16 protein-coding genes are annotated in these 17,688 nt (G+C 43.9%); 15 read left to right on the top strand and 1 reads right to left on the bottom strand.

The window, feature by feature from the left end:
* Positions 1 to 119: 119 nt before the first annotated feature.
* Positions 120 to 1,676 (top strand): bifunctional GNAT family N-acetyltransferase/carbon-nitrogen hydrolase family protein, encoded by a 1,557-nt coding sequence (locus BM040_RS02255; protein WP_092098598.1) that lies wholly within the window; start codon positions 120 to 122, stop codon positions 1,674 to 1,676.
* A gap of 79 nt (positions 1,677 to 1,755) precedes the next feature.
* Here BM040_RS02255 and BM040_RS02260 read toward each other — a convergent pair whose 3' ends face one another.
* Positions 1,756 to 2,664: a YveK family protein gene (locus BM040_RS02260; protein WP_092098600.1), complete on the bottom strand. Its 909-nt coding sequence runs from the start codon at positions 2,662 to 2,664 to the stop codon at positions 1,756 to 1,758.
* 360 nt (positions 2,665 to 3,024) lie between these two features.
* On the opposite strand from BM040_RS02260, the gene BM040_RS02265 reads away from it, so the two are divergent.
* The 14 genes from BM040_RS02265 (at position 3,025) to hisS (ending at position 17,688) form a co-directional block, all read left to right on the top strand.
* Positions 3,025 to 4,350: a flippase gene (locus BM040_RS02265; protein WP_217646681.1), complete on the top strand. Its 1,326-nt coding sequence runs from the start codon at positions 3,025 to 3,027 to the stop codon at positions 4,348 to 4,350.
* Positions 4,351 to 4,460: 110 nt separating this feature from the next.
* On the top strand, positions 4,461 to 5,111 hold the full coding sequence (locus BM040_RS02270; protein ID WP_092098602.1) for a class I SAM-dependent methyltransferase: 651 nt from the start codon (positions 4,461 to 4,463) through the stop codon (positions 5,109 to 5,111).
* 83 nt (positions 5,112 to 5,194) lie between these two features.
* Positions 5,195 to 6,022, top strand: a complete 828-nt coding sequence (locus BM040_RS02275) for a hypothetical protein (protein ID WP_245756068.1) — start codon at positions 5,195 to 5,197, stop codon at positions 6,020 to 6,022.
* Complete coding sequence (locus tag BM040_RS02280) at positions 6,019 to 6,837, top strand: TIGR04325 family methyltransferase (protein ID WP_092098605.1); 819 nt, start codon at positions 6,019 to 6,021, stop codon at positions 6,835 to 6,837. The genes BM040_RS02275 and BM040_RS02280 overlap by 4 nt, the downstream gene beginning before the upstream one ends.
* 9 nt (positions 6,838 to 6,846) lie before the next feature.
* Positions 6,847 to 7,830: a hypothetical protein gene (locus BM040_RS02285; RefSeq protein WP_092098607.1), complete on the top strand. Its 984-nt coding sequence runs from the start codon at positions 6,847 to 6,849 to the stop codon at positions 7,828 to 7,830.
* Entirely contained in the window at positions 7,818 to 8,180 is a 363-nt protein-coding gene (locus tag BM040_RS02290; protein WP_092098609.1) for a sugar 3,4-ketoisomerase, read from the top strand. The genes BM040_RS02285 and BM040_RS02290 overlap by 13 nt, the downstream gene beginning before the upstream one ends.
* The gene (locus BM040_RS02295) at positions 8,180 to 9,277 is read left to right on the top strand and encodes a DegT/DnrJ/EryC1/StrS family aminotransferase (protein ID WP_092098611.1); all 1,098 of its coding nucleotides are present in this window, start codon (positions 8,180 to 8,182) and stop codon (positions 9,275 to 9,277) included. The genes BM040_RS02290 and BM040_RS02295 overlap by 1 nt, the downstream gene beginning before the upstream one ends.
* Before the next feature lie 158 nt (positions 9,278 to 9,435).
* Positions 9,436 to 10,551 carry a glycosyltransferase gene (locus tag BM040_RS02300; RefSeq protein ID WP_092098613.1) on the top strand — a complete coding sequence of 372 codons (1,116 nt, stop codon included), beginning with the start codon at positions 9,436 to 9,438 and terminating at the stop codon, positions 10,549 to 10,551.
* Between the two features lie 28 nt (positions 10,552 to 10,579).
* Positions 10,580 to 11,425 carry a glycosyltransferase family 2 protein gene (locus BM040_RS02305; RefSeq protein ID WP_092098615.1) on the top strand — a complete coding sequence of 282 codons (846 nt, stop codon included), beginning with the start codon at positions 10,580 to 10,582 and terminating at the stop codon, positions 11,423 to 11,425.
* A gap of 172 nt (positions 11,426 to 11,597) precedes the next feature.
* Positions 11,598 to 12,698 carry an O-antigen ligase family protein gene (locus BM040_RS02310; RefSeq protein ID WP_175490948.1) on the top strand — a complete coding sequence of 367 codons (1,101 nt, stop codon included), beginning with the start codon at positions 11,598 to 11,600 and terminating at the stop codon, positions 12,696 to 12,698.
* Complete coding sequence (locus BM040_RS02315) at positions 12,688 to 13,488, top strand: glycosyltransferase (protein WP_092098619.1); 801 nt, start codon at positions 12,688 to 12,690, stop codon at positions 13,486 to 13,488. The genes BM040_RS02310 and BM040_RS02315 overlap by 11 nt, the downstream gene beginning before the upstream one ends.
* Positions 13,485 to 14,777 carry an O-antigen ligase family protein gene (locus BM040_RS02320; RefSeq protein WP_092098621.1) on the top strand — a complete coding sequence of 431 codons (1,293 nt, stop codon included), beginning with the start codon at positions 13,485 to 13,487 and terminating at the stop codon, positions 14,775 to 14,777. The genes BM040_RS02315 and BM040_RS02320 overlap by 4 nt, the downstream gene beginning before the upstream one ends.
* A 42-nt stretch (positions 14,778 to 14,819) precedes the next feature.
* Positions 14,820 to 16,193 (top strand): undecaprenyl-phosphate glucose phosphotransferase, encoded by a 1,374-nt coding sequence (locus BM040_RS02325; protein ID WP_092098623.1) that lies wholly within the window; start codon positions 14,820 to 14,822, stop codon positions 16,191 to 16,193.
* A 100-nt stretch (positions 16,194 to 16,293) separates the two neighbouring features.
* Complete coding sequence (hisS, locus tag BM040_RS02330) at positions 16,294 to 17,688, top strand: histidine--tRNA ligase (protein ID WP_092098625.1); 1,395 nt, start codon at positions 16,294 to 16,296, stop codon at positions 17,686 to 17,688.

A 17,688-nucleotide genomic window follows, 5' to 3' on the forward strand; every position in this document is an offset into this window, starting at 1 on the left:
ACTGCGCTTCTCTGTTTATTTTTGTATAGTTATACTTTCAGTCACTCGTGCAAGAAATAAATCAAAAGTATAACAAGCACACGTATATAGCTACAAGTATAAATAAGGATTAACATATAATGAGCGAAAGAGAAGAGTTAAGCTTTGAACATAGATTGCTGCTGCGTCAGCTGGAGCTGAAGGATTACAAGGAAGTAAAAGAGATAATGGAGATCGTTTACTCCAGCATCGACGGCGCCTGGACCCGCAAAGAATTTTCAAACCTGCTGAAGAAGTTTCCGGAAGGCCAAATATGCATAGAGGATAATGGCAAAGTAGTGGCTGCTGCTTTAAGTATCATAGTAGATTACGATGAGTATGGCGACAAGCACACCTACGAACAGATAATAGACAAGGGCTCCTTCAAGACCCATGACCCGGAAGGCGACACGCTCTATGGTATTGACGTTTTCGTGCACCCGGACTACCGCAACCTGCGCCTCGGACGCCGTCTGTATGACGCCCGCAAAGAAATCTGCGAGAAACTGAACCTGCGCGGCATTATTGCCGGCGGCCGAATTCCTGGCTATAAAGACTACGCCAACAAGCTTACGCCTGCCAAGTACATTGAGATGGTGCGCAACAAGGAACTCTCAGACCCGGTACTCTCCTTCCAGCTGAGCAACGACTTTCACGTGCGCCGCATCCTGAAAGGTTATTTGCCAGATGATAAAGATTCCAGGGCCTATGCCACCCTGCTGGAGTGGATTAACGTGTACTATGAGGAGCAGGAGAAGAACAAACTCATCGGCGGTAAGAAGACGGTTGTGCGCATTGGGATTGTGCAGTGGCAGATGCGGGCCATCAAAGACATTGATGATTTCATGCAGCAGGTAGAGTTCTTCGTGGACACGGTTAGCTCCTACAAGTCAGATATCGTGATGTTCCCGGAGTTCTTTAATGCGCCCCTCATGGCCCTCTCAAACGAGGACACTCCTTCGGAGGCTATCCGAAGTATGGCTGAGTACACAGAGGAAATTCGTGAGCGTATGATTCACCTTGCCCTGTCCTACAACATCAACATCATTGCGGGCAGTATGCCGGAGTATTACGATAACAAGCTCTATAACGTAAGCTACCTCTGTCGCCGCGACGGCACCTATGACTCACAGTATAAGCTACACGTCACGCCCGATGAGTCGCATTATTGGGGTATGCGTGGCGGCCACAAGCTCAAAATTTTTGACACCGATATTGGCAAAATCGGCATCCTGATCTGCTACGACGTAGAGTTTCCGGAACTGGCCCGCATGTTGTCTGACATGGACATGAAGATCCTGTTTGTGCCCTTCTGGACCGATACCAAAAACGCCTACCTGCGTGTACGCCTCTGCGCCCAAGCCCGTGCCATCGAAAACGAATGCTATGTAGCCATTACCGGCAGCGTAGGCAACCTGCCAAAAGTGGAGAACATGGACATCCAGTATTCCCAATCCGCGGTCTTCTCCCCTTCCGACTTTGCCTTCCCGCACGACGCAGTGGTAGCCGAAGCCACCCCGAATACGGAGATGACCCTGATCGCCGACCTGGACCTCGACCTGCTCAAAGACCTGAACACAGCCGGCAGCGTCCGCAATCTGAAAGACCGCCGCAGGGATCTGTATAACCTGAGTTGGGTGATGCGGAAAGATGAGTAGTGTTAAGAGTTAAGTATAAACAGTAAGCCCCGCAGCAAATATTTGCTGCGGGGCTTACTGTTTATACTTAACGTTCTTACTATACTTTTACGCTATTTTTCCTTTTCTCAAGATTTACAGCAACGATAGTTCCAATTATAAAAGCAATACCTCCTCCAATCAAAAGGTATAACGACAATTTTGGCCCAGTTGGCTTTAAACGAGGTGCAAAGCCATTCACAATCTGGATATTATCAAGCTGCTCTAAACTAGCCTCTAACTCTACCTGCTTCTGGTACATCGTTATACTTTCTTTGAACAAGTTCGCTGGGTCAAGGGGCTCGCCATATACAAATCCGTTAACTGGTCCCCGAGGAGTAGCCGCTGAAGTTTTTACGCTATCAAGTGCAGCAATTTCACCTTTGAGCCTGTTAATCATACTCTCCACCTCGCGCTGCTTTATCGATTTCTGTTTAGAAAAATATCTGTTATTCTCCAGGTAGTTAGCAAGTGCCACCTCCATCGTCGGGAATAAGACATTATTGTATAAGGAGAGCTCAATCTCAAACGGAGAGCCGGTAAGTACACTATCCTCTGCTATTCTATTTTCATCTAGATTTGAGAAGCTCATCTCTTTTATTTGCCTGGCTGCATCAATATTGATATCTAGATCTTCTGCGACGGCTTCATAGTTGCCTTCCCCAACCATTACAGAAAGCCTTTGAAGCTGATTATCAACGAACTGGTTCCTTATTTCTGCAAGCACCAGTGTCATGGAGGATGTGTAGTATGGCTTAGCTAAGGAGAATAGTGCGAACGCTAACCCAAGGCCTATGGCTATCAGAGAAAAGATTAATAAAAATCGCTTGTAAATTATTCTGAAAACAGAGTTTACTCCACGTTGTACCTTTCCGATAAGTTCTCCCAGGTATCTAAAAACTACCATTAAATCAATCTCATCAGGCGAGTTGCGCATTGGTTTGTTCTCTTGTTCACTAATATGTGGCATAATTTAAAATTTGGGCAAATATACAAGGTAAGTTTAAATGGCACAGATGAAACAGAATTACTTTTATTAATTTAACTATATTTGCGCTCTAATATTGAACAGCCAACACCGACTCACAAACGTAAATAGAGTGATTCTTACTACTCTACCTACTACTACATGAAGACAACAATTCCCCACAGCTCCCGAAAGGGTATGAGCAACAATCTGTTTTTATGAGACAGCACCACTACGAAACAGATGCACTTCCTATAAACTCTACCAAATCGAAAGTTTGTTTAATTTAGTTTGTCCGACACCTTTTTACTTAATTGGTCGAATGGTGTCCATTATGCATTAACTTAAGCACCATCCTTTAAATTGAAGCTAGTAGAACGAATCAAGAAGCCTCTGAGCAGCGCGGGTGTAAAAAAATATGCACATAATACGGGATGGCTTTTTGCTGAGCAAATGCTTCGGATGGCAGCTGGTTTTTTGGTGGGCCTTTGGGTGGCAAGGTACCTTGGTCCCGATCAGTTCGGTATCTATAATTACGTTATAGCTTTTACCTCCATTTTTGCAGGTCTGGCAAAACTAGGGATGGACGAGATTTTAGTTAGGGACCTAGTGAATGACCCGGAAAAGGAAGCTGTGTACCTGGGAACAGCATTTTGGCTCAAATTAGCCGGTGCTATCCTAACCATTGCATTAATTACTTTCATAAGCATTATTTCCTCTGATGATTACCTCACTGTCTTCTATATACTGATCATATCTGCCGGTATTATATTTCAGAGCTTTGAGGTGCTGGACTTTTATTTCCGATCCAAGGTGCTTACGAAGTATGTTTCAATAAGCAAACTTATTCAACTGCTGGTCTCCTCTCTTCTTAAAGTATATTTTGTCGTAACAGGCGCTGAGCTTTTTTGGTTTGTGCTCATTGCGTTGATAGATCAGATTTCGCTTGCTTTATCGTTATACCTCAATTTTTATAATAGAAAAATCAAGCTGGGCCTTAAGGACTATAACTTTTTCAAATACTTCGATAAGTCTGTCGCAAATAGATTATTACATGATGGATGGCCTATGATTCTTAGTAGCCTTGCTGTGATGATTTATCTGAGGATTGACCAGGTGATGATCAAAAATATGGTAGGCGAACATGTAGTAGGCATTTATGCGGCCGGTGTCCGAATAAGCGAATTATTCTTTTTCATACCTGTCATTATATGCTCTTCTCTGTTTCCTGCAATCCTCAACGCAAAAAGAACAGAGCAACAATTATTTAACAAGAGGTTGCAGCAGCTCTATACATTTCTGACTTGGATAGCAATTCTCATTACGATTCCTGTTGCTTTTTTAAGTGACTGGATAGTATATGTATTATATGGGGAGCAGTTTGCTGAGGCTGGAAATATTCTAATGATTTCAATCTGGGCGAGTATTTTTGTTTTCCAGGGTACAGCAAGAGGATATTGGTTGGTTGCCGAAAATCTGCAGAAGTATAGTTTGATCTTCACATCTCTGGCTACGTTAGTGAACGTGTTGCTTAATATAATCCTCATACCCCAGTATGGAGGTATAGGGGCTGCATGGGCAACCCTAATATCATACAGTAGCTCTGCTATTCTATTTCCCATCCTGTTCAAAAGGACAAGAAATAGTACCATACAGCTGTTGAAATCATTTATATTAGCAAGAGCTTAATTTATTAAGTTATATACTTCTGTTAACCAGCTAGGCCCTTAACATCATCGCTCAACATAACAACTAATCTTACTCCTTATATTGCTCATGCTTACTTAACCTCGGTATAAATGGCTAAAACAATTTTAAAGGCTTTCAATACACTAACAGATTATAAGGTTTCTAAAGCCTTGTTGTCTTTAAAATTTGAGGGTTACCTTCTCGACACAGGCTGGCTTAATTCATATAGGTCTCAAATGCCGGTTGATCTGGAGCAAAAGCCTTTGCCCTGGGTAACATATCCATTTATTGATTTCATAATTGGAAGATTACACAAGGACATGAGAATATTTGAGTATGGCTCTGGAAATTCGACCCTATTCTATGCAGAGCGTGTGCATGAAGTGCATGCTGTAGAACACAACATGGACTGGTACAGCAAAATCAGTATACGCCTCCCTGCTAATGCAAAGCTCTACTACAAAGAACTAATCCGGGATGGTGAATACGCCAGATTTGCGACTAGTTTAAATACTCAATTCGATGTTATAGTAGTTGATGGTAGAGATCGGGTAAATTGTTGCTTTCAATCATTGAAGGCATTACGTGATGGCGGCGTCATAGTGTTAGATGATTCCGAGAGAGAAGAGTATAAGCCAGGAATAGACTTTCTGAAAGACAAGGGGTTCAGGGAAATCCCATTCTGGGGTATGGCTCCGGGCCTGAACTTGCGTAAATGCACCACCATATTTTATAAAAACGATAACTGTTTAGGGATATAGAACCCTGCTTGTATATGAGTTTGGCTCCTATAGTTTTATTTGTTTACAACCGTCCCATACATACCCAAAAGACGGTCGAGGCCTTGCTTCAGAATGAACTCAGCGCCGACAGCGATCTATACATATACGCCGATGGGGCTAAAAATAGTGCTGCCATAAATGGTGTGCAGCAAGTCAGGAAGTTTATCCGAAGCATCAGGGGCTTTAAATCAATACATATCATTGAAAGTGATAAGAATCTTGGTCTTGCCGAATCTGTGATCAGGGGAGTGACGGAGGTTGTGCATAAATATGGAAAAGTCATAGTAATGGAAGATGACTTAGTGACCTCTCCCTATTTTCTCACTTACATGAACAAGTGCCTGAGTGTCTATGAGGAAGATGAGCAGGTAATCTCTATTCACGCCTATACTTATCCGATTGAACTAAGTGGTATGAAGACCTTTTTTCTGAAAGGGGCAGACTGCTGGGGCTGGGCGACGTGGAAAAGAGGATGGGAACAGTTTGAAAGAGACGGGCAAAAACTTCTTGATCAGATAAAAGATCAGAACCTTAGTAGGGAGTTTAACTTCAACAACTCCTACCCCTATACTCAAATGTTGCAGAAACAGATAAATGGGGAGAACGATTCCTGGGCAATACGGTGGTATGCTTCTGCATTCTTAAAAAATAGATATACCTTGTACCCTTCGAAGTCTCTGGTCATGAATATTGGTCTGGACTCAAGTGGCACACACTCTGACAGCACGGGTAATTATAACGATGAAGAACTGTCAGAAGAAACCTTTGCCCATATTGAAAAAATAGAGGTTGAAGAAAATACCGAAGCCAGAAAGTCTTTTGAAGCTTTTTTCAGAAAAAACGCAAAAGTAGGGTTGAAACAAAGACTCATTAATTTCCTAACACGATGAACAAACTTAAAAAATTTGTTCCCCCTATCTTATTAGATTTTAAGAACAAGCTGTTTCCATCAAAGTATGGTTGGTTTGGTGATTATAGCAGTTGGCAGGAAGCACAGAAGGACTGTGTCGGTTATCATGATGAAGAGATTATACTAAAGGTAAAGGACGCTGTTCTGAAAGTAAAGAATGGCGAAGCTGTTTTCGAAAGAGACTCTGTAATCTTCGATACCGTTGAGTACTCCTGGCCGACTTTAGCAGCACTGAACTGGATTGCAGCCCAAAATTCAGGCATACTCAAAATCATAGATTTCGGCGGCTCGCTAGGTAGCTCCTATTATCAAAACCGAAAATTTCTGCGTCAGTTGAGCAGTGTTGAGTGGAATATCATAGAACAAAAGCAGTTTGTGGAGGTAGGTCAGCAACTATTTCAGGATAATGAGCTCAGGTTTTACGAAGATATTGCAGCCTGTTATACAAACACCCTTCCACAGGCTGTTTTATTTTCATCTGTGCTGCAGTATCTGGAGGAGCCCTACAAGCTGTTGGCCCAATTCTTCGAGAGAAATATAGAATACATTGTTGTGGACCTGACTGGGTTTACCCCCAACAATGAAGCCAGCAAAATTACAGTTCAACGTGTAAACCCTGCGATCTACAAGGCAAGCTACCCCTCCTGGATTTTTAATAAAAAAGAGTTTTTAGCTGTATTTGCGGCTAACTCCTATGAGTTAATAGAAAACTTTAAATCTGATATTACCTTATCCTACCAAGGGAAGATAATCAATTACCAAGGCTTTATTTTCAGGAGAAAACCTGTCTTATAAACTGTATCCATGTTAAATTTCTGTACCCTATTTGATTCGAAGTTCCTTCCTTACGGGCTTAATTTGCACAGCTCGCTCATGCAGCATGCCAAGAGCTTCCACCTGTATGTTTTTGCTTTCGACGCTAAATGCTATGAGATACTGACACAACTGAACCTAGCACATACCACAGTTATTTCACTGTCAGATTTTGAAGACGAAGAGCTTTTGGCGGTAAAGCCTACCAGAACACGAGGTGAATACTGCTGGACATGCACCCCATCTACTATACTATACTGCATCAAGACCTTCGGTCTTGAAAACTGCACCTACATTGACTCGGACATTTACTTTTATGATGACCCAGCCCATTTGCTGGGTGAGATGGGCGAAAATGAAATACTCCTGACCCTACACAGGTATACTCCAAAGTATGACGAGACTCACCTGAGCGGAAAGTTCTGTGTTCAGTTCATGACATTTAAAAATAAGCCGGAAAGCATGGCTGCTCTGCACTGGTGGCGGGGTGCCTGCCTGGACTGGTGCTACAATCGAGTAGAAGACGGTAAGTTCGGGGACCAGAAGTATTTGGATGACTGGGAAACCAGGTTTGAAAAAGTGCATGTACTGCAAAATCCAGCCGGTGGAGTTGCTCCTTGGAACGTGCAACAGTACAGGATTGAAAATAAAGGCTCAGAGAAATACGCAACTTTTGAGGGGCAGGAGTACAGACTGAACTTTTACCACTTCCATGGGCTTAGGTTTCTGTCTGACAGCAAGTTGAACCTATGCGAATACAACCTCCCCAAAAAAATTGTAGACCTTTTATACGGCCCTTACATAGCACTTTACCTGCAGCACTATAAAATGTTAAAGAAACTTGATAGCCGTTTAGATTTGTGGTTACCGGCAAGCAAAGGATTGTCCACCTTCAAAAAGAATACCTTGAACTTCCTAAAAGGAAAGTATAACATTCACCCCATTAATAAATTCATCAAAGCATGGCCAAACTAATTGATTTAAAAACCTTTACTGATAAAAGAGGAAATCTTACTGTTATTGAAAAATCTATCCCATTCGACATTAAGCGGATATTTTACATTTACGGTGTGGATGAGTCAAGAAGAGGGGGCCACAGACATCACAAGACCATACAAGCTGCTATTTGTATCCAGGGCTCCTGCCACATTTACAACGACAATGGCTCAGAGCAACAGGAATTTGTCCTTGATAAGCCAGAAAAGTGCCTTATTTTGGAGCCGGAAGACTGGCATGAAATGTTCAATTTCACGGATGACGCAATCCTAATGGTATTGGCATCAGAGTATTATGACCATAAGGACTATATATTCGACAGGTACTAATGATTGATTACGAAAACCTATATTGGCTGAACAAGCCTTTTTTCGAAGATTACAAACAGGGTTTTGAAGAAACCCTGAACAGTGGCTGGTATGTACTGGGTAAAAACGTAAGCGACTTCGAAAAGGAGTTTGCCAACTATTGTAGCGTTAAGCACTGCCTGGGCGTTGCCAATGGCTTGGATGCACTTATTCTTTCCCTCAAGGCTTTCGACTTTCCAAAAAACAAGGAGGTGTTAGTTCCCTCTAACACTTACATCGCTACTATACTTGCCATCCTGCATGCTGGCCTTAAGCCTGTGTTGGTGGAGCCTGACATCAGGACCTATAATATTGACCCTGAGAAGATAGAAGAAAAAATCACAAAAGATACGGTAGCTATCATGGTGGTGCATTTGTATGGCAAGTGCTGCCGGATGGACCAGATCATGGAGTTAGCTATAGCTCATAACTTGAAAGTAGTAGAAGATTGCGCCCAGGCGCATGGAGCTACTCAGCATGGGAAAATGGCAGGCAGTTTCGGGGACTTTGGGGCGTTCAGCTTTTATCCTACTAAAAATTTAGGTGCGCTCGGGGATGCTGGTGCTGTTACTACAGCTTCCGAAGAACTGGCAGAAGAAGTCCGTGCGCTCAGAAATTACGGTTCCCGTGTTAAGTATGTAAATGACTACATAGGCTATAACTCCAGATTGGATGAAGTGCAGGCGGGATTTCTGAGCAAGAAACTTAAGCGCCTGGATGAAATCAATGCGCATAAAAGACGACTGGCCAACGTGTATCTCGGTCAACTGAACGATAAGGTGATTAAACCTGTTGTAGAAACCGGCTACTTTGACGTGTACCATATTTTCAATATCAGAACACCTAAAAGAGACCTGCTTAAAGAATACCTGCTGGAGCGAGGTATAAAAACTGAAATCCACTACCCTATCCCTCCGCATCAACAGAAAGGTCTGGCAGGTGTGTTTGACGGAAACTACCCAATTTCGGAGGAAATCCACGCCACCACATTAAGTCTTCCGATTTCTTTCTTTCATACCGAAGAAGATGTTGCGCATGTATCAGAAGCAATCAATTCTTTTGTTAGCAAACATCTTTAGCTACTGAGTATACTTTAAAGCCATTTACCTCTGGTATACATCGTAATATATACCAGAGGTAAATGGCTTTAAAGTAGATAATATGCCGCCATTCCGTTTTCGTTGATGGAATGTCATAAATTTGTACCTCGAAATCCAGAATTATTATTTCGTTTTAGATGAAAGTTGTCCATGTAGTTGAGTGTTTTGCGGCTGGCACAGCACATTTCATTAATTTGCTGACACAGTATACTTCCTGCGAGCATGTTGTCATTCATGGAGAAAGGGCAGATGAAACCAGTGCCGAAACAGTAAAAGCTAAGTTCCCGCAAGGAGTTAAGTTCATTCACTGGCACCATGCACAAAGGGAGATTAAACCCGGACAGGACGTAAAAGCTCTGACAGAACTCATCAGAATTTTAAAGGAAATACCTAGGATTGATGTGGTACACCTGCACTCTTCCAAGGCAGGTTTTCTGGGCAGGGCAGCTTGTTTCCTTTTAGGTATAAAGCAGGTTATCTATACACCCAATGGAGCCCCTTTTGCCCGGGCCGATGTTTCTCCAAAAAAGAAATCGCTCTATATTCTGCTGGAGAAGCTGGCCAATAAGCTATCTGGACAAGTAGTTTGCTGCTCTCCCTCCGAAGCACTCAGCTACGAATCGATAGGCATCAGGACTTCGTTTATTAACAATGGCACCGTGCTCCCTGCCATACCGGCACCAAAGACTCTAGTTGAGCCCGGAGAACCATTTACGATTGTTACCTGTGGACGGATTACGGAACAGAAGAACCCTACCCTTTTCAACCAGATAGCTAGTTCGTTCATCCATCAACAAGAAGTGAAGTTTGTCTGGATTGGTGAAGGAGAAAGGGAACAAAGGTCTGTTTTAAACGCAGCAAACATCAGCATCACGGGTTGGCTTCCTAAAGAGGAAGTGGAAAAGACTGTCAGTGCTGCCGACCTTTACCTCTCTACCTCCTTGTGGGAAGGGCTGCCCTTCTCTGTTCTTGAAGCGCTTAGTTTAGGGAAGTGCCTGCTGCTGTCGGATTGCGTCGGGAACAAAGATTTGGTAAAAAACGACTACAACGGATTCAGCTTTATTAGCGCAGAAGAGGCTGTTAGCAAAATTAAGTGGCTGATGCAGAATAGAGAAACCCTACACCAAATGGAAAAAAATTCACGGGAGTGGAGTGAAAAGGTGTATGACATAAAGGTTGTATCCCGCCAGTACCAGCAGCTGTACGCCGAGATTGCTGGTAAAAGCATTGTTCAACACCTGCAAGCGCTCTAGCATCTTAACAAACCATTCCTTAATTACCATGGCTCATACGTTAGAAGGAGGTTATCGTCTAAACCACACAAACACAGGAACACGAGATGGCATCTTGGTTTCAGTTATCACTGTTGTTTTTAATGGTGAAAAGTACTTGGAACAGACCATTCAAAGTGTTCTTTCACAGAGCTATCAGAATATAGAATACATTATAGTGGATGGCGGTTCTACGGATGGCACACTAGATATTATCCGGAAGTATGACAGCCAGCTAGCCTACTGGAAAAGCGAACCCGACAAGGGCATTAGCGATGCTTTTAATAAAGGTATCGCCTTGGCAACCGGAGACCTGATAGGTATATTGAATGCCGATGACTGGTATGAACCTGAGGCTGTAGCACGAATGGTTGCCCAATATGAGCCGGGAAGTGTTCTGCATGGCAACAAGCAATACTGGAACGAGGATGGCAGCAAGGCTCACCAGGCAAGGCCTAACCTCGACATCTTACCACTCGAGATGAGCCTGAACCACCCTACTGTTTTTGTAAGCAAGAGCCTTTACGAGAAGCATGGCGTTTTTGACCTTAACTATAAACTGGCGATGGACTACCATTTGCTGCTTCGCTTGTACAATGCCGGCGCAAAATTTATTCATGTAGACCATATTATTGCTAACATGAGATTGGGTGGCGTGTCTGCAAACATTGTCGGTTGCTACCGGGAAGTACTACGGGCAAAGAATGAGGTGTTCGGCAACAAGGTTAGCCATCGTGCCTACTACTGCTGGACCATTCTGCGGTACAAGACCTCCCAGGCATTAAGCAATACTCCACTGGCCTTCATCAACACATTTTACCGGACACGCATATCTCCAATAAAGAAGCAGTATTAGTTACCTGGTGCATTATTTTCCTATTTTTACGTTTTACCCGCAGCTTGAGCCTGTATAAAGCACTAACAGCTGGCCTTTAAATAAAATGCGACTTACGGTTAACTGCTTCAGTTTATTCTTGTTCCTGTTTTTCTTATTCCTGAACCTGCAGACGCTTACGCTGACAGGCTTTATGGTAGTAGAGGAATCGTCGGTAAAATTTTACCATTTCTTTTCGCTTTTATTTATTCCTTGCCTGTTTTTACGATCGGAAAACAAGCTTCTTAAAGTACCGGCTTATATTTTTGAATACTTCGCAGGTATAACTGTTATCTCTATCCTGCTTTTTCTGGTTTACCCTTTCAACCGACTCATAATAAACCACCTGTTCGCGTTTTACGCTTTCATCATAGGATACTATATAGCAGGTGCTGTTCCCCGAGAGCAAATCATGAATGTGTTGCAGAAAGCGGCATTGCTTGTGTTCATCATCATCGTGGGTAAACTTTTATTTCATATTCCGGAAATAAAGCGGTTCATGAAAGCGCCTGACGGACATCCGGACATCTATACCCTTTATGGAGGCGGTACTAACTTGGAAGCAACCTGGTTGGGGCTTAATACAGCTCTCTTCAGTAACCGGAAAAGACTCTTCTACCTGCTGCTTGTTGTGACGCTGACTGTAAGCGTTATTTATGCATCAAGGGTTGGTGTTGTTATTGCTTTTCTGGTTGCAGGCTTTAAGTTTATTTCGGCAACCACCTCCAGGCAGGAAAGACGAGCAATTATTACGCTTGGGTTGCTTTCGCTGTTGGCCTTTGTCTTTTTCATTGATTTGGATAACCTGGCTGAGAAAGTATACGCCCTGCAACGCTTCGCTGAGTTTGGAGACAGCTCCGATAAGGGTATGGCTGGAAGGTTTGCTATGTGGCGTTACTACGGAACAGCATTGTGGGAAAGTAAATTATTAGGCTATGGCGCTGGTAACGGCATTTATGCGGTTGAGTCTGTTTCAGGTATCGACTATATAGAAGATAACCTGCACAACCTATATATGCAACTTCTGATTGAGTTTGGCTTTATTGGCCTATTCTTATACTTGATCACCGTTTATAACATCAGCATCAAGGCGCTTAAATCCCGACTAAGTAATCCTATTGCCATTATCCTTTTGGTATACTTTATAGCTTCTCTTATTCAATTCAGAGGAACTGACGCGCTTATTTGGCTTTACATGGGTATTTTTCTGGCAATAGAATCAAATAAAGTAAAACTGGCTGCGCATGACCAATGATATTGTCGTTCTAATACCACATTATAATAACCCTGAAGGCCTGCAAAGATCCTTGGCTTCTATTGCTTTTCCTTCCCCAATCGATGTACTTATAGTAGATGATGGCAGCCGAACAAAGCCTGATGAACAGAAGCTTCGCCAGTTGTTCCAGCACGAACTTCGTCTTACCTTCCTGTATAACAAGGTAAATGAGGGTATAGAAGACACATTGAATAATGGTTTAAGGTATATTCAGAGTCAGATGCAGTGCCAGTACATCGCGCGGCTGGACTGTGGTGACACTTGCTCACCTACCCGGTTTATGAAGCAGAAGCAGCACCTTGACGTTCACCCTGATGTCTACCTCATTGGATCTTGGGTGGATTTTGTAGATGAGCAAGGTAAAAAGGTCTATACGTACAAGGCTCCAGCCGAGCATCAAGCCATCATACGGAATATGTACCTTAAGTGCAGCTTCATTCATCCGTCAGTTATGTTCCGGACAGCGGCCATAGACGAAATAGGTTTATATCCTACGCACTATAAGGCGGCCGAAGATTATGCTTTTTTCTTCCGTTTTGTTAGAAAGTTTAACACTTACATTATTCCCGAAGTTCTGACATTCTGTGAAGTGAATGACAAAGGCATATCTTATACAAAGCGAAGGACACAGCTAAAAAGCAAAATCCAAATCCTATTAGACAACAAGACGGCTTCCCCCTTTTTCCTATTAGGCCTAGCCAGAAATTTTGTCCTAAGTGCACTACCTTATAGTATTGTGGCAAAAGCAAAAGCTATTCTGCTCAAATGAAAACTTTCCTTACCCGTGCTGTTCCCCCGAAGCAGGACCTCATTCAAAAGGCATATTTCATCAGTCTGCTGTTGTTGAGTGTCTCCATTTTCTCGCCTAAACTGGCGCCAACAAATTTGGCTGTTATGGTGCTCGGCCTTGTTTGGGTTGTGGATGGAAAGTTTGTAGACAAGTACAAACGTCTAAAAAAAAATCCGGTAGCGCTCGCTTTCAAGGCTCTCTTTGTGTTATACTTCATCGGCGTGTTCTATACCGATGAAACTCAAATGGGTTTTAAAAGCTTAGAAACGAAAGCCCCACTGTTGCTTTTCCCCCTTATCCTGGGCTCTGCCTCTATTGAGCGGGAATATCTGCGCAAAACCTTGCTCACCTTTGCTTATGTATGCGCGGGTCTTAGCTTGGTCGCCTTGATTTACCAGAGTTTTGTAGTGCTGGAGAAGAATGATTTTAACTATTTTTTCAGCGATGGCCTAGTGTCAATTATGGATAAAAGGGCTGTCTTCTATGCGATGTATGTAGTTTTCTCCATTCTTATCCTGGTAGATGATTTATGGAAAAATCTGGGCAAGAGCAGTTCAAAGAAGAAAGTTTTAACCATATCCACCATCATATTCCTGCTGCTGTTTCTGTTTTTGCTAGCCACCAGGGCCTCACTAGCAATAGTGTTGGTTATGCTGGTAACGAGCTTGGTGGTGGTCGGTATAAGGTATGGCAAGTTGAAGTATGCACTGCCTATCGTAGCCGCCCTGATGGTATTTCTGATGGGGCTTGCAGTGTTATTCCCCCAAACAGTAGCCCGGTTCAAGAGCCTGCGCAACATTAGTTACGACTTCACCAACACCGAAGGTACCTATCATTTTTCCGGGGAAGACAGCGATTCAAAATGGAACGGCGTAAACTTGCGACTGGCCAAATGGGTGTGTGCCATTGACGTGATAAGTGAAAACCCCTTGGGTGTGGGTACCGGTGATGTAAAAAATGAAATGGTAGAAGCCTACAAAAAACGTAATTTCGCCTATGCGGCTGAAAATCGTTTTGATCCCCATAACCAATACCTGGATACAGCAGTCGCAATTGGTATATCTGGCTTAATTGTTCTGCTATTTTGCTACTTTTATGCTTTATTTGAAGCAATAAGAAGAAAATCCTGGCTTACAAGTATGTTTCTTATACTTGTGATAACTTGTTCGATAACCGAATCTACCCTATCAAGTGCTCAAGGTATTATATTTATTAGCTTTATGTTATTCATACTTTTAAGCAGAGTTACCACAAGAAATTTAATTTAGGTCTAAATCCTTACAAAATCAGCTTCGAAACTTTCCCAAAGCATGTCCGGCCGCTACTCAAAATACATTAAACTGATACATATAATTGGTGATGTAGGAGCCATTTTATTGTCTGTTAGTATAGCCTGGCTAAGTGTATCAAATAGCCTGGATAAAACAACTTTCATCTTTTTTCTTCTCTCCTTAACAGGTTGGTTTGTATGTACCATACTATTAGGAACCTACAAGATACACCGGGTTACCCGAAGGATAAGGGTTTTATTTATCGCCTTAAAAACGATAGTCTTATATATCTTACTAATTGAGGCGGTTCTAAATATACTTAACTACCAGTACATTCCCCGAGAGGCGCTACTACTTAGCTACTTACTTCTAACCTGTTGTGTGATTGGCTGGCGCATTGCAGTAACCACTGCTTTAAGAGTCTACAGGTCAAGGGGTTATAACCTGCGAAAAGTTGTAATACTTGGCCATAATGAGATGGCGGTAGAGCTGCAGCATTTTTTTAAAGACCACCCCGAGTTTGGCTACAAGTTCTTAGGCTTCTTTAGCGATAACGGAAAGCTTAAGAAGGATGGCGTTATGGGCACTATCTCAAGTATAGAGGAGTTTGTGCTCCAAAACGAAGTAGACGAAATTTATTGCTGCCCGGATGAGCTGAATAGAAATGAATTAAAGCAGTTACTCAACTTTGCCGACGATCATTTGGTCAGAATCAAATTTCTGCCGGAGCCGAACAGCTATACTTACCAACGATTCAAGGTTGACTTTTATGATGTGTTGCCGGTGTTGATGGTGCGTAACATCCCCTTAGACGATGCGGTTAACAAGTTTGTCAAAAGGGCCTTCGATATCTTCTTCTCGCTTTTTGTGATTGTATTTATACTTTCGTGGCTGTTGCCGCTCGTAGCCATTGCCATTAAAATTGACTCGAGAGGACCCATATTTTTCAAGCAAATCAGGTCGGGTATAGGAAACAAGAACTTTGAGTGCTACAAGCTCAGAAGCATGTATGTGAACAAGGATGCAAACAAGCTGCTGGCCAAAAGAGGAGATTCCAGGATTACGCGTGTCGGGGCGTTCATCCGGAAGACGAGTATAGATGAGCTACCACAGTTCTTCAACGTGTTCCTGGGTCATATGTCCATTGTGGGGCCGCGGCCGCACATGCTGAAACTTGGCGAGGAATATGCGCAGGTAGCAGACAAGTACATGGTGCGCCATTTCATCAAGCCTGGCATTACAGGTCTTTCGCAGGTGCGTGGTTACCGTGGGGACACCACCTACTCCTACCAGATCAGAGGTCGTGTGAAGCTCGACATCTTTTACCTGGAGAACTGGTCTTTCTGGCTGGACATGAAGATCATCTTCTACACGGTTTACAACGTCATCCGGGGCGATAAGGCTGCTTTTTAAAGTATAGAAAAGCTGTTTTTATACTTCTGCCACCTTAGCTAACGGATCCTTCCCACCTTTGCTCCACTTTTAGTAACTTCGCCGGCAAACCTGCAAGAGCATGAGCAAAGAGAAACCAACCATACCGAAAGGAACACGAGATTTTGGCCCTGCCGTGGTGGCCAAGCGTAGCTATATTTTCAGCGTCATCCGGCGCACCTTCGAAAAGTATGGCTACCTGCCACTCGAAACGCCTGCCATGGAGCAACTGTCGGTGCTGACGGGCAAGTATGGCGATGAGGGCGACCAGCTTATATTCAAGATCCTGAACTCCGGCGACTTCCTGGCCAAAACCAATTCAGAGGATATTGCGCAGGGTTACAAGCACCTGACGCGTAAAATTTCAGAAAAAGCCCTGCGCTACGACCTGACGGTGCCCTTCGCCCGTTTCGTGGTGATGAACCGCAACGAGATCACCTTCCCTTTCAAGCGTTACCAGATCCAGCCCGTTTGGCGCGCCGACCGTCCACAGAAGGGCCGCTACCGCGAGTTCTATCAGTGTGACGCCGACGTGGTGGGCACCAACTCCCTGCTTTGTGAGGCTGAGATCGTGCAAATGATCAACGGAGCCTTAACAGATCTAGGGCTCACGGATTTCACCATCAAGATTAACCACCGCGGCGTGCTGGCTGGCATAGCCGAGGCTATCGGAGAGAAAGGCCGCGAGGGCGAAATCTGCGTGGCGATTGATAAGCTGGATAAAATTGGCCGCGAGGGCGTGCGCAAAGAACTGCAGGAAAGGGGCATTGCCGAGAAAGCGGTTAACCAACTGGAACCGCTTTACGACCTGAGCGGCAGCAACGAAGAGAAACTGGAGCAACTACAAAATATGCTTGGTAAAACTGCTGAGGGCGAGCGCGGACTGAATGACCTACGCCAGGTATGGACTTACCTGCAGGGGCTGCAAAGCAAGGCACTTTCAGCCGAGAACGCCTCGGGTGAGCCGCGCCTGATGCTGGACGTAACTCTGGCCCGGGGCCTCTCCTACTACACCGGCTGTATTTTCGAGGTGAAGGTAAATAACGTGAGCATGGGCAGCATCAGCGGAGGCGGTCGCTACGATAACCTGACGGGCATGTTTGGGTTGCCAGGCGTGTCGGGGGTGGGCTTCTCCTTTGGCGTAGACCGTATATATGATGTGATGGAGGAGTTGCAGCTTTTCCCGGAGAGCAGCCAGCAGAGCACCACCGCGCTGATTGTGCAGTTTGACAAAGAATCTGAAATGTACGCCCTGCCTGTGTTGCAGCAACTGCGCGATGCCGGCATCAGCGCTGAGTTATACCCCGAAGCAGCCAAGCTGAAGAAGCAGATGGGCTACGCGGATCAAAAAAGCATCCCTTATGTGATCTTGATTGGTTCTGAGGAAATGGCCACCGGCAAACTGAAGCTCCGTGACATGAAACAGGGAGAACAGCAGGACCTGACCGTGGAGGAAATCATCGCAAAATTGAAGTAA

It is taken from the genome of Pontibacter chinhatensis, from assembly GCF_900113285.1.
GTDB lineage: Bacteria > Bacteroidota > Bacteroidia > Cytophagales > Hymenobacteraceae > Pontibacter > Pontibacter chinhatensis.